Genomic DNA, 21,744 nt, shown 5'->3' on the forward strand with positions numbered 1-21,744 from the left:
CTTCGCAAAATTGTATACAATAATTAAAACCAATCTTGTATGAGGCATACCATGAAACTGAATTTTACCTATACTCCACCGGATTTTACTGATACTACCCTGGTCAGCAGCTCTCCTGCAAAACTCGCACCGGCCCCTGCGGACGGCATAGCCCCGGAAAACTATCATGCCACGTCCAACCATCCTGAGTATATAAAAATCGATTCGGGTGAATGGCTCCTGGCCCCGGAGGGGAGGATGGATGCCGTTTTCGTTGTTGACAGCAGAACTATTGAAGTCACGGAAGCCAGACGTCTGAAAAAAGGTGACCTGGTTGTAGTCGGTAGAACTGAAAACGGTGAAGAGGGTATTCTTGTCCATGAAAAAGGCTTTGATGAAGTTGCCGCCAACGAAGACAAATTTTCCTTCAGATCCCGGGGCACCCGGGAAACCCCTTTCTCTTATTCTTACGACAACCTCTATGAAATCCTCAAACATGACAGGGATCACGGTCACATCGTCTGGGTACTTGGCCCTGCGGTCGCCTTCGACAAGGATTCCCGCTCTGCCATGCAGGGACTCATTGAAAACGGCTACTGTCACGCACTGATGGCGGGTAACGCCCTTGCCACACATGATATCGAGGCCGCCGTTTTTGACACGGGTCTCGGCCAGAATATCTACAGCCAGATCCTTCAACCGATGGGGCATTACAACCATCTGGATATTCTCAACAGGGTGCGCCAGGCCGGCTCCATCAGCAAAGCCATTGAAACCATGGGAATCGACAACGGTATCATGTATGCCTGTGAAACCTGTAAAATTCCATATATTCTGGCTGGTTCCATCAGAGATGACGGGCCATTACCAGAAACCATCGGCAACGTGTATGAATCCCAGGATAGAATGCGTTACCACGCCCGCAAGGCCACCACGGTTATTACCATGGCAACTCAGCTCCACTCCATAGCCTTTGGCAATATGACACCTGGTTACAAAATTCTTGAAGACGGAACCGTTCGCCCTGTCTGTTTTTACGTGGTTGACATGTCCGAATTCAGTGCCGATAAACTGGCCAACAGGGGTTCTGCCCAGGCCCAGGCCATTCTTACCAATGTCCAGGATTTTATAGTTAATCTCTGGAACCACCTGTCAAAAAACGGATGAAAAAGAAAACGATTCGCATAATCGGTGTACCGATGGATCTTGGACAGAACCACAGGGGTGTCGATATGGGCCCCAGTGCCATCCGCTACGCCGATCTGGCCGGCTCTCTCAATGCGCTTGGCTACAAAACGGCTGACTGTGGTGATATCACTATTCCCGGTCATTATGCTCTTACCAATACCAGCCTGAAAGAACGTCTCCCCCTGATTGGCAATGCTTGCAGAACAGCCTATGAACTTGGGAAAAAAGCGATCAAACGGGGGAAACTCCCATCTTTCTGGGAGGCGACCATTCTGCCTCAATCGGTACGGTGGGTGGCGTCACCCATGAAGAGGACGTGGGACTGATCTGGATTGATGCCCATGGGGATTTCAACACTCCCGAGACTTCGGCAAGCCAGAATGTCCATGGCATGGCCCTGGCCGTATTACTGGGATTGGGACCGGAGGAGCTGGTCGATATTGGCAGAAAGGGACCCAAGGTCAAAGCGGACAATGTTGCCCTGATCGGCCTCCGTGACCTGGATCAAGAGGAAAAGGGACTCATTCGCAAGTCGGGCTGCACTGTTTTCACCATGCGTGATGTGGATGAAATCGGTATCCGTGCCGTACTCATGCGGACACTCAAAAAATTCCAGAATCTCAACAAAATCCATATCAGCCTTGACCTGGATGTTATGGACCCACTGGATGCACCCGGCGTTGGCACTCCTTCACAGGGGGGACTCACCTACCGTGAAGGGCAACTCATCATGGAAATTCTCGCCGATACGGGAAAACTCCATTCTGTAGATATCATGGAAATAAATCCCATCCTTGATATCCAGAACAGAACAGCCCAGATGGCAGTCAACCTGGTTACCTCTCTTTTCGGCAAGAAAATAATCTGACTGACAGCCGAGCTTTCCGGCTCAGCCTGTCCCATATACAACCCCGGGCAGCCAGGTGGCAAGACTTGGCCAGAACCAGAGAATAATCAACATCAGAAGCTGAAGGAAAATAAACGGAACCACACCTTTATATATATCCATTGTGGAAACGGAATCCGGTGCAACACCCCTCAGATAAAACAGGGCAAAGCCGAAAGGAGGAGTCAGAAAAGAAGTCTGCAGATTTATGGCAATCATAACTCCGAGCCAGATCGGGTCGAGTCCCATCATGAGAAGAATAGGGCCGACAATGGGTACAACTACAAAGGTGATTTCAAAGAAATCAAGAAAAAAGCCCATTATAAACATGATGAGCATCACGACGAGAAAGGCACTGGCAACTCCTCCCGGCAGGCTGGTCAGCATGTGATGAACAACAACATCCCCTTCGAAACCGCGGAAAACCAGAGAGAACATACTGGCTCCCAGTAAAATAACAAACACCATGCAATTGACATGGGTGGTGGTTATCATAACCTCTCTTAAGATTTTCAGATTCAGCTGTCCTTTAAACGCGGTCAGTACTATTCCACCCACACACCCCACAGATGCCGCCTCTGTTGGCGTAGCCAGCCCCGCAAGAATGGATCCCAGAACACCCATGATAAGAAGCAACGGCGGAATCAGGACCTTGCCGACCTTTACCCAGAGTTTATACCCGGTGACACTTTTAAGGACTTCGTTCGGTAATGCGGGAGCAGCGTCAGGTTTCAGAAAGGCAATAATTGCTATATAGAAAATATACAATCCCACAAGGACAAGGCCGGGCAGCAGGGCCCCGACAAACAGGTCACCGACGGAAACCGATGTGGGGGAAAAATTTCCCATTGCCAACTGAGCCTGCTGATGGGCCGAACTGATTACATCACCGAGGATTATCAGAATAATACTGGGTGGAATAATCTGTCCAAGGGTTCCCGAAGCAGCAACAATACCGGAAGCAAGAGAATTGGAATAATTGAACCGCAGCATGGAGGGCAGTGAGATCAATCCCATGGTGACAACAGTAGCTCCGACAATACCTGTGGAGGCTGCCAGCAGAGCCCCGACAATACAGACGGAAATACCAAGCCCACCCCGGATCTTTCCAAAGAGCATGCCCATCGTTTCAAGCAGTTCTTCCGATATTTTGGAACGCTCCAGCATTACCCCCATGAAAATAAAGAGCGGGATTGCAATGAGGGTCTGATTTCTCATGATGCCGAAGATACGCTCGGGATACGCCCCGAAAAAAGAGAGATCAAACACATCCATCTGCACCCCGAAAAGGGCAAACAGAATAGCAGTGCCGGACAGGCTGAACGCAACAGGATAGCCCATCAGAAGAATGAAAACAGCCACCCCGAACATCAATAATGGATATATTTCAAAAGGCATAAGTATTTTTCTTTAAAAAATAGTATTTTCTTTTAAAAAACTACGCTGAAGCAGTGAGTGTATTAAATGCGCGAATGAGTTTCGCGACCCCCTGCAAACCCACAAGAATCGGGAAAGCCAGGATTGACGTCTTCAGGATAAACACTCCGGGTAATCCTCCGGCCTCCATGGATCCTTCAAGGACACTCCACGAATCACTCACATACGAAAAACCGTAGGAAAAAATAATAAAACACGTGGGAAAGAGCAGGAAAAGAATACCGATAATGTTCACAATCGCCTGTTTTTTCTCGCTCATGGGCCGATAAAAAATATCTATGCGAACATGTTCCTCCGCCAGCAGAGTATAACCACCGGCCAACATGAAGACAAACCCATGCATGAACACCACCGATTCCTGCATCCATATCCAGCCCATATTGAAAATATATCTTAAAATTACAGTGACAAACATCACCAGAGCCATTAAGAGCGTCAACCACGATACACCCCTGCCAATGAAATTATTCACCGCATCGATCCGGTCAGCTATCTTTGTAAACATATTTAACCCGGGTTGAGAACAGTTACCATGTAGAGTAAACAAGAAAAGGAAACCGACGCGGCAACCCGTGTCAGTTTCCTTTTCATTTCCAACAGTTAACCATTCAATTAACTTTTAAAGGTCAAGGCACGTGCCAGGCTGTATCCTACTTCTCCAATATTTGCCCATTCAATCGACTGGGCCCTGTACTTATTGAAAGAGTCATACACTTTTTTGGACATCGGATCCTTGTTGGCCACTTCCTCGACCACGGACTTACTCAATTCGCCCATCTTCTTGAGTACAGCATCAGGAAAACGTTTCAATACCACATTATGTTTTTTGACCAGTTCGACCAAGCTGGCATTGTTCTTGGTCGTAAATTCCGCCAGCATATCGGTATACGCTTCTTTCATAGCAGCAGTTACAATAGCTTGCAGATCTTTCGGCAGTCCGTAGAATGCATCTTTATTGACAAAACATTCCAGAACTGTTCCCGGCTCATGCCATCCGGGCCAGTAGTAGTATTTCGCAATCTTATAAAATCCAAAAGCCAGGTCGTTATAAGGTCCTACCCACTCAGTGGCATCAATGGCACCTGATTGCAGAGACGGGAAAATCTCTCCACCTGGTAGAGACACTGGTGTTGCCCCAGCCCTTTTGATCACTTCGCCACCAAGTCCCGGCATCCGCATCTTGAGACCCTTGAAATCGTCAATACTCTTGATTTCCTTGTTAAACCAGCCACCCATCTGTACTCCGGTGTTTCCGGCGGCAAATGCCTTGAGATTAAAAGCGGAGTAAAGTTCATCCCATAATTCCTGGCCACCTCCCTTATAGATCCAACCGGCCATTTCCTGGGCATTGAGTCCAAAAGGTACAGCTGCAAAAAACTGGGCCGCTTCAGACTTGCCTTTCCAGTAATAGGCAGCACCGTGTCCCATCTGAGCTGTTCCCCTGGAAACTGCATCAAATGATTCAAACGGCGGCACAAGCTCCCCTGCTCCATACACCTTGACTTCCAGACGGCCACCGGACATGTCCGTAATCAGTTTAGCCAGATGATTGGCCCCGGTGCCCAGACCCGGAAAGTTTTTGGGCCATGTTGTTACCATTTTCCAGCGGATTTTTTTTGCAGCGTGAACCGACGGTGCGCCTGCTATCGCAGATCCCGCGACGACAGCTCCCGCACAGGCAGTTTTGAGAAAAGCTCTCCTATCCATGCATTCTCCTCCATTTGGATGATTGCTTACATGTCAACCCTCTGAACGGGCAGAGGATTTTGCCATATAACGCCGAACAACAGGTGCCTTTTGACCGGATATACACTTCGAGCGTCGATCTGATCAAAAACACAATAAACTGGTATACCGTATATTCGCCATCGATTCAATATGAATAATATTTAATCACATACTTAAATCCATACCTGCCTATCGATTGCGAAAATAATCCTGTACATAGTGAATATGGGTCATCATTGCCCCAAAGGCCTTCTCGGGTTTTCTCTCCTTTATTGCCTGATACACCATTTTATGATGTTCCAGTACATCTACCAGGGCGTCCCTGTCCGTAAACATGTGGGATAAATTCTTTTTTATACCGACAAAGAGAAAATCATAAAAATTTCTCATGAGGTAAATGAGAACAGGATTTTTGGTGGCGAAGGCCACAGCCATATGAAAAGCCACATCAGGTTCAGTACCTATTCTGTCAGTGGTGCTCAGGTCTTCTTCCATTTCTTCCAGGCTTCTCAGCATGGCAAGCAGGTCTTTGTCCGTCGCTCTCTGGGCTGCAAGCTGGGCAGCATTACACTCCAGCCCCATCCTCACTTCCAGCAGATCATCAAGAGTGGCCTCATCAGTCCCCATGGCCGCCACGAGGGGATTTCCCTTCCGGCTGTCCGGAGAGGAGACAAATGTTCCCTGTCCCTGCTTCTGGGTGAGTAACCCCAGGGTAACCAACCTGTTAATGGCATTTCTGACAGAAGTGCGGCTGACGGCCATGGACACAGCCAGCTCCCGCTCAGGTGGAATCTGTTGGCCCGGTTTGAAATCCCCACGATAAATCAATTCCCGGATCTGTTCAAAGACCTGGTCTGCAATACGTTTTGGCTTAATCGGTTTGATACTCATAATACTCCTGAAAGATTCCTTCCGGAAAAGACCTCTATTCTCGAAAGTATGCAAAAAAACTTGAAAAAGCAAATAAAATTACATTCATTACCGGCTGAGTATTCTCACGGGTTTATTTTAAAATCCTACCGTCCTGTCCATAATTGTATCCGCCATATATTATCCGGGCTATTTGATTCTTCACCCTTTCTGCACTATAATTTAAGTGTGCCTTACTTTTAGTATTTAAACAGTCCGCCACTTCATACCTGTCAACCATTTCCAGCAAAAGGTTAAACTATGCCCCGAACCCCTCTCCCGCTGACTCAGGATATTGACTCTCTTTCCATCCTTGATGAACATGGCAACCTGGATCATGAACTCGAACCGGAACTCAGCAATGAAAAGCTGCTTGAGTTGTACCGCGCCATGGTTTTAGGACGTAAATTTGATGAACGCATGCTTGATCTTCAGCGCCAGGGAAGAATCGGCACTTTCCCGCCAACCAAAGGACAGGAGGCCGCCCAGATTGGCTGCAGCGCTGTACTGGAAAAAAAAGACTGGTTTGTCCCGTCCTTCAGAGAAACTCCGGCCGAGATACACAGGGGAAGAAGTCTGGAATCCATACTCCTCTACTATAACGGTTTCAACGAAGGAGCCCGAATAGACCCGAAACAACGGGACCTGCCCATGTCGATCCCTGTCGCCTCCCAGATCCTGCATGCTGTCGGCCTCGGAATGGCTGCAAAATACAGAAAAACGGATGAAATCGTTATGAGTATATTTGGGGACGGTGCTACCTCGGAAGGTGATTTCCATGAAGCATTGAACTGTGCTTCCGTCTTCCGCTCACCCGTTATTTTTGTCTGCCAGAACAACCAGTGGGCCATCTCTCTCCCTATCAACAAACAGATGCACTCAAAGACTATTGCCCAGAAAGCTGCAGCATATGGCATGCCGGGAATACAGGTTGACGGCAACGACATTCTTGCCGTCTACTCTGCCGCCAGAGAGGCAGCGGACAGGGCACGCAGGGGAGAAGGCCCGACTTTCATAGAATGTGTGACTTACCGTATCATGATGCACACTACTGCCGATGATCCCAGTCGTTACAGAATGAACGAGGATGTTGAAAAATGGAAAAAGAAGGATCCGATTTCACGCTTTACCCGTTATCTTATTGACAAAAACATACTTTCAGAAGAGGGTAGCAAGGCTATTGAAAAGGAAATTCTTACAGAAATTCAATCATCTGTGGAATATGCTGAAAAAACGATGAAAAACATCGGAAATCCGCTGGAAATGTTCGACCACCTCTATGATGAGCTGCCACCTTATACTCAGACGCAAAAAAAGGAACTGGAAAACCTGCTGGCAGCCCGCGGGGAGGGAAACCATGGCTAAAATGAATATGGTTCAGGCAATAAACCTTGCCCTGAAACAGGAAATGGAAATTGATGATTCCATAATAATTCTCGGTGAAGATGTCGGTAGAGATGGTGGAGTATTCAGGGTGACGGACGGACTTCTCGAACTTTTCGGAGAAGAACGGGTTATCGACACCCCTCTCGCCGAATCGGCAATCGCCGGCATGTCCATCGGGATGGCCGCCTACGGTCTCAAACCTGTTTGTGAAATACAGTTCTCCGGCTTTTCTTATGAGAACTTCCATCAAATAGAAAATCATGCTGCCCGCTTCCGCTGGCGCACCAGGGGACGCCTCACCATCCCCATGGTCCTTCGTACGCCCTATGGAGGTGGAGTTCGGGCCCTGGAACACCACTCGGAAAGCAGGGAGGCCTACTGGGCCCATACTCCGGGCCTGAAGATGGTCATTCCTTCGGGCCCCAGAAACGCCCGCGCTCTCCTGGTCAGCGCCATGAGAGACCCTGATCCTGTAATTTTTTATGAAGCAAAAGGTCTCTATCGGGCGTTCAGGGAAGAAGTTCCGGAGGATCCGGAAACCATACCTATCGGCCTGCCCCGGGTTATTCGTGAGGGAAGCGGTATTACCCTCATCAGCTACGGTGCCATGACCAGAACAACGATATCCGCAGCTGAATTCCTTGCGAAACAGGATGGACTGGAGGCGGATGTCATTGATCTGCTGACTCTTTCACCACTCAATACTGATCTGATCATCGAGTCCGTAAAAAAAACCGGCAGGGTCGTGATTGTTCATGAGGCTCCAAGAAGCTTCGGCCCCGGCGCGGAGATTATCTCCCGAATCATGGAAGAGGCTTTTTTCTACCTCGAAATGCCCCCTGAGCGGGTTACCGGATATGATGTTATTATTCCTTATTTTGCCAGGGAACAAGAATATATTCCCGGCATTGAACGAATCGTTGCCGCTGCCAGGCGGCTTTTTAACTGACCTTTTTTCACACCCACGAGGAAACATGTCAACATCGTTTACTTTACCCGACCTTGGAGAAGGTGTTCATGAAGCTGAAATCCTTAAAATCCATGTCTCCCCCGGCCAGGAAATCAAAGAGGGTGAGATTATCCTTGAAGTTGAAACCGACAAGGCAGCTGTAGAGATTCCCTCCCCCTTCACCGGTATGGTCAGCAGAATCACGGTAGAGGAGGGGGATTTTGCAAAGGTGGGAGATGTCCTGATAGTCTTTAATGAAAACACTGTCGAGGAAAAGTCGGCGACAGAAAAAAAGATGTCGCCCAAAAAGACTACTGCTTCCCTTACCCTCCCGGTTCCGGCTTCCCCGGCAACACGAAGAATTGCAAGAGAACTGGGAGTAAACCTCCGGGATGTCCCCCCTACCGGCCATGGGGGCATTGTAACCCGGGAAGATGTAGAGAAATTCGCGGCTGCAGAAAATGTGGAAACTGCCGAAAAACAGGAAAAGGAACAGACAGTACCGGAGCTTTCTCCATCCGCTCTTCCCGACTTTTCAAAATGGGGAGAAATAGAACGTATACCATTTCGCTCTATTCGAAGAACGACTGCCCGAAAAATGAGTGAATCCTGGAGCCGTATTCCCCATGTTTACTGCCATGATATGGTCGATATCACAAAACTGGAAGAGTTCCGCATAAAACACAAGGAAGAGATAGAAGAATCGGGAGGAAGACTGACTCTTACAGTTTTTGCTCTCAAGGCCGTGGTGGCGGGGCTGACAACATTCCCCTTCTTCAATGCCAGCCTTGACACGAAAGCGAAGGAAATCATACTGAAAAAATTTTTCCATATCGGTGTGGCCATGGATTCCGGCTCAGGTCTGGTTGTGCCCGTCATCCGCGATGTGGAAAGAAAGAGTATCAGGGACATTGCCATCGAACTCCATAAGGTGGTAACCCGAGCGCGGACAGGGACTCTCTCCCGTGAAGAGATGAGTGGTTCTACCTTCACCATCACCAACACCGGCCCCCTGGGTGGTGCCGGCTTTACTGCAATAATCAACTATCCGGAAGTAGCCATCCTTGGCATGGGCCAGGGCAGAAGACAACCTGTGGTGACAGTCGACGACCACGGTCGGGAGAAAATAGTAGTTCGCCTTATAATGCCGGTTGTTCTTGGATTTGATCACAGGGTAGTTGATGGAGCCGATGCGATCCGCTTTCTGCGTCTGATCATCGACAGCCTGAAGGATCCTGATGAACTACTCATCACAATGATATAGGAGAAACGAGATGGTTATGGGAGACATGCAGCTTGAAACGGAACTGCTTATTCTGGGCAGTGGTCCCGGCGGGTACGGTGCCGCCTTCAGAGCTGCGGATCTCGGCCTTGAAGTAACTGTTGTAGACCCTGCTCCCGCCCCCGGCGGCGCATGTCTTCACCACGGCTGTATTCCTTCCAAAACTTTTCTCCATCTTGCCGGTTTGATCCATGATGCAAAACGAGCACGGGAAATGGGGGTTCATTTCGGAACTGCGGAGATTGATATCGCTACCTTGTCAGCTTGGAAGGAAAAAACCATTAACGAGCTGGCCGGGAGCCTGAGCACCCTGTTTACTCAACGAAATATTGAACTGATACATGGGCACGCCAGCTTCATCGATTCCCGAAGCGTCAGGCTGCAGGGAGGAGGGATCAGCAAGATAACATTCCAACACGCGATTATCGCTACCGGCTCACGTCCTACATCTTTTTCGGCTGTTGACTTCGATTCCTCAGATCGGATCCTCAGTTCAACCGAGGCCCTTCAGCTTGCAGAAATTCCAGGTAAACTGCTTGTTGTCGGCGGTGGTATCATCGGTCTGGAACTTGGCTCCATTTACAGCAGTTTCGGTAGCAAGGTCAGCCTGGTGGAAAAGGAAAAAAGAATCCTCCCTCAAGTGGATAAAGATCTTGTGGAGCCCCTTTTCTCCAACCTGGCCGCTGAATTTGACACCCTGGCAACACATACAGAAGCGATAAAAATCCGGGCCCAGGAAGAATATGTAGAAGTCGAACTTGAAACGGACGGTATCAAAACAAATAAAAGGTACGACAAGATCATCGTTGCCACGGGCAGATCACCCAACAGCAACCGGCTTGATCTCGAAAACACGGATGTTAAACTCGATACTGCAGGCTTTATTGAAATTGACGACACCCTGCGAACCGATGACAAAAACATATTTGCGATTGGTGATGTCACCGGCCACCCCATGCTGGCCCACAGGGCAACCCGCCAGGGGCAGACAGCAGCTGAAGTCATCGCGGGCCAGCCGTCCGCCTACGATATCCGTGCTGTACCAGCCACCATCTATACCGACCCACAGATCAGCTGGTGCGGTTTGACCGAACAGGAGGCCCACGAGCACTCCCTTCCATACGAGGTTCGAAAATTTCCCTGGAAATACTCTGACCGTGCCAGATCCATGGGAAGAACAGATGGCCTGACCAAACTGTTGACCGATCCTGACAGCGGCAGAATTCTTGGCATGGGTATTGTCGGCCGGGGAGCGGAAAATCTCATTGCCGAAGCTGTTCTGTCCATCGAAATGGGGGCTCTTGCTGAAGATCTCGCTCTCACCCTTCACCCCTACCCCAGCCTGTCTGAAACTGAGGCGGAAGCGGCAGAGCTCTTCTCCGGAGCCGCCATTCACTTCCATCCCGGATGAAAGGCCAGGTTTCCAGAGGAATAAACGGATGACTGGGTTTCATAGATGATCTGCAAATTTTTTGGTTTAATTTTTCCACGATTTTGCATATCATGAAATCCTTAAACCGTCAGCACTCTGAAAACACCCTGAATCCGTCACAAATTCAGGAATACGGCACAAGGAAGCAACATGGCTCACGCAGTTGAACTTTACGATACAACCCTCAGGGACGGAACCCAGGCAGAAAACTTCAACCTCTCTGTCGAAGATAAAATTCGCATAACAGTGGCCCTTGATAAACTGGGCATTGATTATATAGAAGGGGGATGGCCGGGATCAAATCCGATGTCTGTTGAATATTTCAACAAAATGCAATCCATAAAACTGAACCATGCAAAACTGGCCGCCTTCGGTTCCACCCGCCATCTGAAAAACAGTCCCGAAGACGACCCGAATCTGCAGGCACTTATCGCCGCAAAAACACCGGCAATAACAATTTTCGGTAAAAGCTGGGATATCCACGTCCATGAAGCACTGCGCATTGAACTGGAGGATAATCTCCGGATCATCAGAGAAACCCTGGCTTATCTCCGCCCTCGTGTTGATCATCTCTTCTACGACGCCGAACATTTTTTTGACGGTTTCAAGCATAATGAGGAGTATGCCCTTCTCACCCTTGAAAGCGCCATTGAGGGAGGGGCCGAAACACTTGTTCTCTGCGACACTAACGGTGGAACTCTCCCCCATGAACTGTCACCGATAATCCACAGAGTTCAACACTATTTTGCCGACAAGGATATCAAAGTAACCCTGGGAATCCATGCCCATAACGATTCCGAATCCGCCGTGGCTAATTCTTTACTGGCCGTTGCCGACGCAAAGGTCAACCAGGTCCAGGGGACAATAAACGGATTCGGCGAAAGATGCGGTAACGCCAATCTGACATCCATCATCCCCGCCCTTGTTTTCAAACTCGGGATGGAATGCGAAGTCCGAAAACATATTGACCGCCTCTACTCCACATCACGCTATGTCAACGAGCTGGCCAACCTCCCCCATAACAGATATCAACCGTATGTCGGCGAATCGGCCTTTGCCCACAAGGGTGGAATCCATGTCAGTGCCGTTAAACACAATCCGCTGACCTATGAACACATTCAGCCGGACCGGGTGGGTAACATCCGCAGAATACTCATCTCGGACCAGTCAGGCCGCTCGAACATCCTCCACAAGGCAAAACAGTGGAACCTGAAGCTCTCTCCAGATGACCCAGTCCTGCCGACAATCATCGCCAAACTGAAGGAACTTGAGAACCTGGGCTACCAGTACGAGGGAGCAGAAGCCAGCTTTGAGCTGCTGATGAGAAAAGCCCTGGGACTCAAGCGCAACTATTTTGAGTTTGAAAGTTTCAGGGTCATGAACCACAAGTACCGGATGGATAAACCACCTCTCACAGAAGCCACCATCCGTCTCTTCGTCGGCGGGCGGGAGGTTCATACCGCGGCCATGGGAGACGGCCCGGTAAACGCACTGGATACGGCCATCAGGAAAGCTTTGACCCGCTTTTATCCCTGCCTTGAAAAAATGGAACTTGCCGATTACAAAGTTCGCGTACTCTCGGGAGAAAAGGGTACCGAAGCCAGGGTACGGGTTCTTGTTGAAAGCAGGGACGAACAGTGCACCTGGGGCACCGTGGGCGTTTCGGTCAATATCATTGAAGCGAGCTGGCAGGCTCTGGTTGACAGTATTAACTACAAATTGCTCAAGGACCTGGATCCGTGAGAAACACCGTCTATGAACAGGTGCGGGCTAACCGTCGGGAAAGAGTTTCTTGATTTCAAGAAACTGATCCAGATTTTCCATCATCAGGTCAACGAGACGGGGATCAAAATGTACCCCTCTCTCATGTTGAATATGATCAACAATTTCAGATAACGGCCAGGCATCCTTGTAGCACCGGCTTGACCCCAGGGCATCAAAAACATCAACAAGGGCTACAATCCTTCCATAGGGATGAATCGACTCCTCTGCAAGCCCCCTCGGATACCCCTTGCCATTCCATTTTTCATGGTGCTCATGGGCTACGATAGCCGCAGCTTTCAGAATTGGTCTGTCTGAACCTTTTAGTATTTCGTATCCCAGGATAGTATGATCCTCCATCAACCTGAACTCCTCCTCCGTCAACCTGCCCGGTTTATTCAGTATGGAATCAGGAATTCCGATTTTACCGGCATCGTGCATGGGTGCGGCAAACCGCAAAATCCGTGCTTCCACTTCCTCCATACCTGACAGACGGGCAAGTACATAGGAATATTCCGCAACCCGGCGAACATGATTTGCCGATTCCTTGGAACGGGTTTCTATCACCTCGCCCAGGGTAATAACCAGCTCCTTCTGAGTATTGATAAGCTCTTCGTTCAACATGAGATTATCAAGTGCGCTGGCTACATTTGTGATATAGAGCTGCACCAGGCGCTTATCTCCATCAGTCATTCCCGGGGAAATGGTGTCCAGGTAAAATACACACTCCACCCCAAGGGATGACTGGACATAGCCGAAAAACTCATCTCCCGTCACAATACTTCTGCAGGACGAATAAGCAGCATCCAGCTTTTTCATGATGGTCCGGCCAAAAACATCATCAACCTGCAGACCGCCACATTTTTTATAGGGACCGGAACCACAGACAACAATCCTTTTACCATCTTGCTTCATTACAGCGAAACTGCCCATTTTCTCAAGAAGTTCCGAACAGTCTCCCCTGTCGATACCGTCCAGACGTATCAAACGGTGCAGACGGTTCAGCACACCTATAAAAAGATCCCTGTATGTGAGAAACGAAAACAGTCCACCTGAAGCGTCAACTATCTCTTCAAGGTGGCGGTACATCAGCAGGAGCTCCTCCTGTTTCTGCTTTCTTTCGGCTATTTCGAGCTGGAGGGCTTTGTTATTTTTCCTGAGTGCCTCTGTTTTCTCCCTCACTTCCTGCTCAAGTTGCTCCTGATATCTCCTGTTTTGACGAATCAGGTGTACTTTTTCCATACACCTGTCAATAGCGTTTTCCAAGATGGCCATACTGCCGATAGGTTTTGTCAGATAATCCCAGGCCCCAAGTTTTACAGTCTGTACTGCATCATTAAGCTGCCCGGCACCTGAAATGATAATCACAGGAGTTTCTGGTGATGTCCGATGAAGATGGGCAAGCACCTCAAGGCCACCCATCACAGGCATATCAAGATCTGTCAGCACCAGATCGATCGGCTGCCGCGAAAAAAGATCAAGCCCCTCACGCCCGTCTTTTGCCAGTATCGCTTCATGACCCCAGCGGTCAAGAAACGCTGCAAAGGTTGCCCGCACCATTTCTTCATCTTCAATGAGCAGTATTTTCAGGTTTTTTCTTTCCTTGTATTCTATTTCCTTAGTCACTTTACCTTTCCAGTTCTGATAAAAATGGTACTCAGTCAAAGATGTTTTCAGTTACTCCTTGAGAGTCCCGGCAGATTCAACTATTCTTACTCAACATCATGACGACGTACAGTGCTTCCTCCGGGTACCTTTAAAACGATATCACAATTCAACCATCTTTGAACAGAAAAAGAATCTAACACCCCACAAGGGGGTATAAATGCCTTGGAAATAAACCTAACCATTTAATTTCAAAATACCTTCCCTGGTTTCTTGTTTTTTATGACAGGAATTCAGGAGTAAGGCACTAAAACGGACACCTCACCATGAGCGAAAACAAGCGACAGACCTCGATCAATCCCCTGTCTCCCATAGTTTCTTCGGAACACCTTACCTCACCCGACAGCTGGCCACTCAGTGAATTTGAATATGGCATGATAATCGCCCATAATGCCTTTTCCCGCTGGATGATCCGCTGCATGCACGCCGCCGGATACTCGGATTTCAGCCCCCTTGATGTCCTTGTCCTTCACAATGTCAACCATCGCGACCGGCAGAAAAAACTGGTAGATATCTGCTTTGTCCTCCATATCGAGGATCAGCATACCGTCAATTATTCCCTGAAAAAACTGGTCAAGGCTGATCTTGTCGCCAGGGAAAAACATGGCAAGGAAATTTTATACTTTGCCACGGAAAAAGGTAAAGAAGCATGCAGAAAATACAGGGAAATCCGGGAGCAGTGCCTCACCTCTGCTTACCGCACCCTCGACCAGGACGGGTCGGAAATGCGCCAGGCGGCAGCTCTCCTGCGCCTCATGTCGGGCCTGTATGACCAGGCTTCCCGGGCCGCTTCGTCCCTGTAAAGCATGCACCACCCTGCATTTCTCATCAGTCAAGGCGACACCATATTCAAAGTTCCTGGAGTCTTCGCCTATCTGAAGTCTGGTTTTTACCCTGTGCAAAATGGCTGTAATCGGGAAAAAATTTGAAAAAGGTATTTGCCTGATATAAAATTAACAGAAATACTTTGTTAATTTAGCACTGAAGTCATGTATGAAAATAAAAGTAATATTTATTTTTCTGTTGGCCCTGTGTGTCGGGTTTTCGCTGATCTTCCTGAGTATGCAGCAAAGTGCCCCAACCAGATCCGCATTGCACAAGACAACTGCCAATACAGAAAAAGAGGACATTGCTCCTCTGGCGGCCGGATCTGCCGACAAATCTTACATTCTTTTTGGCGTTTCCATCTCCAGGACGGGTCAGTTTGCTGTTGAAGGCAAAAATGTCATTCAAGGATATAATTTATGGAAAAAACATGTCAATGAAAACGGTGGGATAACCGTTGGTGACAAAAAATATACAGTCAAAATCAAGTACTACGATGACGGTAGTAATATTGACCGGGTCAGGGACAACATTACCCGACTCATTATAGACGACAAAGTGGATTTCATTCTCGGCCCTTTTTCCAGTGCTTTTAATCTGGCAGCAAGTAAAATCTCTGAACGGTATGGTAAAATAATGATCGAATCAGGGGGAGCATCTGATTCGATATTTATGAGAAAACAACACTTTACCTTTGCAACCCAAACATCGTCAAGCTGGTGGTTCAAAGATTTTTTTGACATGATTGCTCAAGTAAATCCCAGCCCCGAAACGTATGCCCTGATTACACCTGACAAATTATTCTCACGCAGTGTTGCCAAAGGAGTGCAGATATGGGCCGCAACAAAGAACATAAAGAAAGTGTATTTTCGTGTTGTAGAAAAAGATACAACAGATTTCATACCATACCTCCGGGAGATGGCAGATAAACACCCTGATCTGATTATTTTAACAAGCCATTACAGAGATGCAGTGAATTTCAGTGTCCAGCTCTCCCGCATAAAAGAGTTGAACCCAAAAGCGGTTGTCATGACCATTGGTCCGTCTGAGCTTGACTATATTAATGATGTTGGAGAGGGAGCCGAAGGCAAAATTGGTGTAACTCAATGGGTTGCCAACAGTACGTTTACTGGACCTGTTTTTGGTACCCCACAGGATTACGCTAAAAAATTTATCAGTGAATATGGTGAAAAACCCACCTACCAGGATGCGCAATCCAGTGCCACGGGGGTAATCTATCAACTGGCTCTTGAAAAATGCAACTCTCTCAATGCATTGGAAGTACTGAATAATGTAAGAAATCTCGATGTAGAAACCTTTTATGGCCGGGTAAAATATAATTCAAGTGGGATGAATATCGGTCATAAAATGGCACTTGTCCAGATACAACAGGGGAAAATGAAAACAATCTGGCCCCTTGAAGCAGCTCAAAGCACAATAATGTATCCCTTGGTTCCGCCGCAGATGGAAAATAAAAAATCAGAGTTCAATTGAGATAAAAATGGCAAAAAAAAGAACAGGTCTTTTTGATAAACTTGTTATTTTACATCTGCTTTCCACATCAATTCTCTTTTTGATCATCATTTTTTCATATTATTACATTGAAAAAAGAAACTTCGACAATTCCCTGACAAAAAAATCCCACATCATACGTGATCTGCTGGAAATATCATGTATCGATCCTATTGTAAAAACAATAGCCTATGACAGAGTTAACAGATCAATCAAAGCTCTCTACCAGGCAAACAAGGATATTGTCTACATGGAATTGTACGATCCCACAGCACATACTATTGCCTCTGTGGGTGATCTTCCAGGGACCCGTTTCACCATTGATGATATCAGCCGATTAATTCAACAGCACAATGGTGAAATCACCGGCTCCGGCAACATATCGAACAGCAATGAATTAATAGCATATCTGGAGGTTGATGGTCAGAACCTGGGGTTGATAAGAGTTCAGTTTACCCGCAAATATCTGTATAAACAGCTCAGAGCAAACATCATGTTTTTTCTTGGTGTATCTATACTGTCCATTGCCGCAACGAGCCTTATTTTTTATTTTTTTACCGATATCTGGGTTGTGTCGCCTATTGTAAGCGCCAGTAATATAATGGAAAAATATGGCAGTGATGAGTTGCATACACTTCGAAAAAGTATCAAAAAGCACAGCAAAAAAAATATCCGGGATGAAATTGGTGTGATGTCTGTGGCTTTTGAACGCATGATTTCGTCAATAATAAAATGGAAAGAAGAAAAAGAAAAAGCGGAAGCGCAGTATAGGCTGATTACGGAAAATATTGAGGATGTGATCTGGACGATGGATATGAGTATGAAATTTACTTATGTCAGTCCTTCAATATATCAGCAGCGAGGATATACTGTTGAAGAAGCAATGAAGCGAACCATGGAAGAGGTGCTTGCTCCCGATTCATTAAATAGAGTAATGGCGTTACTTGACCGGAAACTGATGTTAATTGAAGCGGGTGACCCAGGGGGGTGGGAATCGGAGGTATTTGAAGCAGAACAATACTGCAAGGATGGTACAACAATATGGGCAAGCAATAATGCAAAGATTTTCCCCGGCCCCGATGGAAAACCTGCGGGAATACTCGGCGCAGCCCATAATATTACAGACCGCAAACAGGCTGAGCTTGCACTGATTGAGAGTGAGCGCAATTACCGGGAAATTTTTAACGCCACACGGGACGGCATATTTATACATGATGCTGACAACGGGATGATCCTTGATGTCAACAAAGGCATGCTGGATATGTATGGCTGGACATATGACGAAGTCATGCATGGAACCCTGGCTACCTTCAGTGCCGGTATACATCCGTACACTCTTGTAGAAGCACAAAAAATAATAAAAAAGGCTGTGCAATACGGTCCGCAGACATTTGACTGGCTGTGCAGAAAAAAAGACGGAACACTGTTCTGGGGAGAGGTTTCCCTTAAATATGTAGAATTCCCCGGTAAACGTTATGTCCTGGCCACAACCAGAGATGTCAACGATCGTAAACTTGCAGAAAAATCCCTGGCCGAGGAAAAAGAACGGTTAGCCGTAACGCTCAAAAGCATTGGTGACGGAGTGATTACAACTGATATTTCAGGCAATATTGTCCTTTTGAACAAAGTTGCGGAACATCTTACGGGCTGGACAAACAGAGAAGCTGTTGGCAGGCCTTCTGACGAGGTTTTTCATATTGTGAACGAACAGACTCGGGAATTGTGTGACAACCCGGTAACAAAAGTTATCAGCAATGGTAAACCAGTGGATCTTGGCGAGAATACAGTGCTTATCGCAAGAGATGGCAGGGAGAGGAGTATTGCTGACAGTGGTGCACCGATTCTTGATGCAAAGAGTAAGATAATTGGTGTTGTTCTGGTTTTTCGAGATGTTACGGATAAACAGAGGCTGGAGCAGGAAGCCCTGAAAGTTCGTAAACTTGAGTCTGTCGGGGTACTGGCCGGTGGCATTGCCCACGACTTCAACAATATTTTATCTGCAATACTCGGTAATATCAGTCTTGCTCTTGAATACACTCCTCCACATGAACCGACGCATCTTCTTCTGGCCGAGGCGGAAAAAGCGTCCCTGCGTGCAAAAGATCTCACCCAGCAACTGTTGACATTTTCCCGGGGCGGAGAACCTATTCGAAAGACAACATCTATTGCTGAAATTATAAAAGACTCTTCCACATTTGTGTTACGGGGCAGCAATGTTCGGTGTGACACCTGGTTTGCTCCTGATCTTCTGCCCGTAGAAGTTGATCCCGGCCAGATCAGTCAGGTTATCCAGAATATCATTATTAACGCTTCCCATGCCATGCCCGATGGTGGTGTTGTTACTATCCGCGGAGAAAATGTCACTGAAGATCATATTCCCCCATCACTCCAAAATGAAAAACAATACATTGTAATTACTATCAGGGACCATGGAACCGGCATCCCTCAAAATATAATTGATAATATTTTTGACCCGTATTTTTCAACAAAACAGACGGGTAATGGTTTGGGGCTTGCAATCTGTCATTCAATTATAATGCGACATGAAGGTTTTATAGCTGTCGAATCGAAACCGGAGACAGGGACTGTTTTTTCAATTTATCTCGTCGCATCAAAAGAAAAAATTACTGACTGTTCCGGCGAAAAGCCAGAGGCCGCCGCCCAGGTTTGCAGCAAAATAATGGTCATGGATGATGACGCTATGGTGCAGGATATATCAAGAGCTATACTGACCCGCCTGGGCCATGATTATCAATTTGCCCCTGACGGTGAGGAAGCAGTTGCCCTGTACAAAAAAGACTATTTATCCGGTAATCAGGCTGATCTGATTATAATGGATCTCACTATCCCCGGCGGAATGGGTGGGAAAGATGCGGTGAAAGAGATTCTGGCTGTTAATCCTGAAGCGAAAGTTCTTGTATCCAGCGGTTACTCAAATGATCCTATAATGGCCAATTATGAGGAATACGGCTTCTGTGGCGCCATCGTTAAACCATACCAGATGAAAGAATTAAAGGTGACTATTCAGGAGGCATTGTTACGTTAAGCCGACACTATCCCCGCCATCCACATGGTCAGGGGAGAATAGAAGGTGATGATCAAGAGATCCACAACAAGAATAAAAAGAAAGGGAAGGACCCTGAGGCTTACCGCACCCAGCCTGTCTCCCGAGATGGAGGCGGCCACAATCAGGCAGATTCCCATGGGCGGAGTCAGCATTCCAATTGCCAGGTTGGTCACTACAATCACACCGAGCTGCACCATATCAATATGCAGGGCCGGAAGCATGGTTGTAATGACGGGAACCAGAAGAATCAGAGCGGCTGTGGTCTCAATAAAGGTTCCAGCCACAAGCAATACAATATTTATGAGCAGCAGCAGAACAACCGGATTGTCGGACAGGGTAAGAAGTCCCGCTGCCAGTGTCGCCGGAATATTTTCTATGGCTGCTATCCAGCTGAAAATGGAGGCCATGGCAATAATAAACATGACAATGGCTGAAATAACTGCTCCATCCCTGAAAAGAGGAAACAGATCCCCGAAACCAAATTCCCGATATATGGCCATTCCCACTACAAGCGCATAAACTACTGCCACAGCCGCTGATTCGGTAGCAGTAAAGATACCTGTCAGGATACCCCCCAGGATTATAATCGGAGCTCCCATGGCCAGCAGCCCCCGTCGAAAACTGACCCACACCCTTTGGGCGGAAAAAACTGTAGTGTTTGTATAATTATATTTAATTGATACAAGCGTTGAAACCACTATCAGGGAAACACCGATCAGGATACCGGGAAGAATACCGGCCATAAATAATCTGCCCACCGAAGCACCGGTCAGAAACCCGAAAATAATCATGGGAATGGACGGGGGAATAATTACACCAATGGAACCGCCCGAGGCCTGGACGGCGGCCGCAAAGTCGGAATCATAGCCCGACTTCTTCATAGCCGGAATCAGAATTGCACCTACAGCAGCAGCATCAGCTGCGGCCGAGCCGGAAATACCTGCAAAAAACATGGCAGAAACGATTGTCACAGCAGCCAGCCCACCGGGTAACCAACCCACAAGGCTGTTGGCAAAGTCTATGATTCGTCGGCTGATTCCCCTGCCTCCATCAGCACGCCGGCAAACATGAACAGTGGAACCGCCATGAGGTGAAAGGAGTCTGTACCGGAAAACATGCGCTGGGCAACCATCATCAACGGGAAATCTCCCTGGACGACAATGGCAATCACGGAACTCATACCTATGGCCACTGCAATGGGAGCGTTGATGGCGAAAAAGAAGAGGAGCGAAAGGAGAAGGATTTCTGTTGTCACCTGTCCTCTCCACATAAGACCTGCAGAAAAAAGAGCAAGCCGTAGGCCAGAATAATTACACCGGCCAGGGGAATCACTCCGAGAATAATCCATTTGGAGATTCCCAGGGCCGGGGATATCTGCAATCGAACAAACCAGGCAAACTGCACACCTGATATGATCATAACTACGGCCAGCACCATTGAAGAGCAGTGAACCAGCAGCTTGGCCAGGCGCTGCTTTTTTTTGGAGATACGGGATGTAAAAACATCAACCCCGGGGTGCAGATTGCGATAATAAGCCACGGCAGCGCCCAGAAAACTGAGCCATACAAGCATATAACGGGCCAGCTCCTCCGACCAGAAAAGAGAAGCATTGAGAACATACCTGCAGAAGACCTGCACCGCCACCAGAACAGCCATTGAAAACCCCAGACCGAAGAGCAGATACTCAAGCAGTCTGTTGACAGCGAAACAGCCTTTTTCAAGGATGTCAATCATTGCA

17 protein-coding genes and 1 pseudogene are annotated in these 21,744 nt (G+C 47.7%); 11 read left to right on the forward strand and 7 right to left on the reverse strand.

The window, feature by feature from the left end; all coding sequences use genetic code 11:
• The first annotated feature begins 51 nt into the window (after positions 1–51).
• Genes LO777_RS15195 through LO777_RS15200 form a run of 3 tightly spaced genes read left to right on the forward strand, consistent with a single transcriptional unit; the run spans position 52 to position 2,035 of the window.
• Positions 52–1,146, forward strand: coding sequence for a putative NPN-dependent ornithine cyclodeaminase (locus tag LO777_RS15195; RefSeq protein WP_228854707.1), 1,095 nt, complete (start codon positions 52–54; stop codon positions 1,144–1,146).
• Positions 1,143–1,493: an arginase family protein gene (locus LO777_RS20180; RefSeq protein WP_268907451.1), complete on the forward strand. Its 351-nt coding sequence runs from the start codon at positions 1,143–1,145 to the stop codon at positions 1,491–1,493. Before LO777_RS15195 ends, LO777_RS20180 begins: the two co-directional genes overlap by 4 nt.
• Positions 1,448–2,035: an arginase gene (locus LO777_RS15200; RefSeq protein WP_268907577.1), complete on the forward strand. Its 588-nt coding sequence runs from the start codon at positions 1,448–1,450 to the stop codon at positions 2,033–2,035. Before LO777_RS20180 ends, LO777_RS15200 begins: the two co-directional genes overlap by 46 nt.
• Positions 2,036–2,056: 21 nt before the next feature.
• On the opposite strand, the gene LO777_RS15205 is transcribed toward LO777_RS15200, so the two are convergent.
• The 4 genes from LO777_RS15205 to LO777_RS15220 form a co-directional block, all read right to left on the reverse strand.
• Positions 2,057–3,451, reverse strand: a complete 1,395-nt coding sequence (locus LO777_RS15205; RefSeq protein ID WP_228854708.1) for a TRAP transporter large permease — start codon at positions 3,449–3,451, stop codon at positions 2,057–2,059.
• Between the two features lie 40 nt (positions 3,452–3,491).
• Complete coding sequence (locus LO777_RS15210; protein ID WP_228854709.1) at positions 3,492–3,995, reverse strand: TRAP transporter small permease subunit; 504 nt, start codon at positions 3,993–3,995, stop codon at positions 3,492–3,494.
• A gap of 107 nt (positions 3,996–4,102) precedes the next feature.
• Positions 4,103–5,197: a TRAP transporter substrate-binding protein gene (locus LO777_RS15215; protein ID WP_228854710.1), complete on the reverse strand. Its 1,095-nt coding sequence runs from the start codon at positions 5,195–5,197 to the stop codon at positions 4,103–4,105.
• A 210-nt stretch (positions 5,198–5,407) separates the two neighbouring features.
• The gene (locus LO777_RS15220; RefSeq protein WP_228854711.1) at positions 5,408–6,109 is read right to left on the reverse strand and encodes a FadR/GntR family transcriptional regulator; all 702 of its coding nucleotides are present in this window, start codon (positions 6,107–6,109) and stop codon (positions 5,408–5,410) included.
• A gap of 279 nt (positions 6,110–6,388) precedes the next feature.
• Between LO777_RS15220 and pdhA the strand changes: the two genes are divergently transcribed.
• From pdhA to cimA, 5 genes are all read left to right on the forward strand, one after another.
• Entirely contained in the window at positions 6,389–7,492 is a 1,104-nt protein-coding gene (pdhA, locus tag LO777_RS15225) for a pyruvate dehydrogenase (acetyl-transferring) E1 component subunit alpha (protein WP_228854712.1), read from the forward strand.
• The gene (locus LO777_RS15230; protein WP_228854713.1) at positions 7,485–8,462 is read left to right on the forward strand and encodes an alpha-ketoacid dehydrogenase subunit beta; all 978 of its coding nucleotides are present in this window, start codon (positions 7,485–7,487) and stop codon (positions 8,460–8,462) included. Before pdhA ends, LO777_RS15230 begins: the two co-directional genes overlap by 8 nt.
• Positions 8,463–8,487: 25 nt before the next feature.
• Complete coding sequence (locus LO777_RS15235) at positions 8,488–9,726, forward strand: dihydrolipoamide acetyltransferase family protein (RefSeq protein ID WP_228854714.1); 1,239 nt, start codon at positions 8,488–8,490, stop codon at positions 9,724–9,726.
• A gap of 10 nt (positions 9,727–9,736) precedes the next feature.
• Positions 9,737–11,155: a dihydrolipoyl dehydrogenase gene (gene lpdA / locus LO777_RS15240; protein WP_228854715.1), complete on the forward strand. Its 1,419-nt coding sequence runs from the start codon at positions 9,737–9,739 to the stop codon at positions 11,153–11,155.
• 171 nt (positions 11,156–11,326) lie between these two features.
• Positions 11,327–12,919: a citramalate synthase gene (gene cimA / locus LO777_RS15245; RefSeq protein ID WP_228854716.1), complete on the forward strand. Its 1,593-nt coding sequence runs from the start codon at positions 11,327–11,329 to the stop codon at positions 12,917–12,919.
• A gap of 27 nt (positions 12,920–12,946) precedes the next feature.
• Here the strand turns inward: cimA and LO777_RS15250 are convergent, their stop codons facing one another.
• Positions 12,947–14,563, reverse strand: coding sequence for an HD domain-containing phosphohydrolase (locus LO777_RS15250; RefSeq protein WP_228854717.1), 1,617 nt, complete (start codon positions 14,561–14,563; stop codon positions 12,947–12,949).
• Between the two features lie 305 nt (positions 14,564–14,868).
• On the opposite strand from LO777_RS15250, the gene LO777_RS15255 reads away from it, so the two are divergent.
• The 3 genes from LO777_RS15255 (at position 14,869) to LO777_RS15265 (ending at position 19,985) form a co-directional block, all read left to right on the forward strand.
• Positions 14,869–15,405, forward strand: coding sequence for a winged helix DNA-binding protein (locus tag LO777_RS15255; RefSeq protein ID WP_228854718.1), 537 nt, complete (start codon positions 14,869–14,871; stop codon positions 15,403–15,405).
• Positions 15,406–15,595: 190 nt separating this feature from the next.
• Positions 15,596–16,921 (forward strand): amino acid ABC transporter substrate-binding protein, encoded by a 1,326-nt coding sequence (locus tag LO777_RS15260; RefSeq protein ID WP_228854719.1) that lies wholly within the window; start codon positions 15,596–15,598, stop codon positions 16,919–16,921.
• Between the two features lie 7 nt (positions 16,922–16,928).
• The gene (locus LO777_RS15265) at positions 16,929–19,985 is read left to right on the forward strand and encodes a PAS domain S-box protein (protein ID WP_228854720.1); all 3,057 of its coding nucleotides are present in this window, start codon (positions 16,929–16,931) and stop codon (positions 19,983–19,985) included.
• Here the strand turns inward: LO777_RS15265 and LO777_RS15270 are convergent.
• Both LO777_RS15270 and LO777_RS15280 read right to left on the reverse strand, forming a co-directional pair.
• A pseudogene (locus tag LO777_RS15270) lies at positions 19,982–21,261 on the reverse strand (TRAP transporter large permease). The gene LO777_RS15265 and the pseudogene LO777_RS15270 overlap by 4 nt on opposite strands.
• Positions 21,258–21,740 (reverse strand): TRAP transporter small permease, encoded by a 483-nt coding sequence (locus LO777_RS15280; RefSeq protein WP_228854723.1) that lies wholly within the window; start codon positions 21,738–21,740, stop codon positions 21,258–21,260. Before LO777_RS15280 ends, LO777_RS15270 begins: the two are co-directional and overlap by 4 nt.
• Positions 21,741–21,744: the final 4 nt, after the last annotated feature.

It is taken from the genome of Desulfomarina profundi (assembly GCF_019703855.1).
Taxonomy (GTDB): Bacteria; Desulfobacterota; Desulfobulbia; order Desulfobulbales; family Desulfocapsaceae; genus Desulfomarina; species Desulfomarina profundi.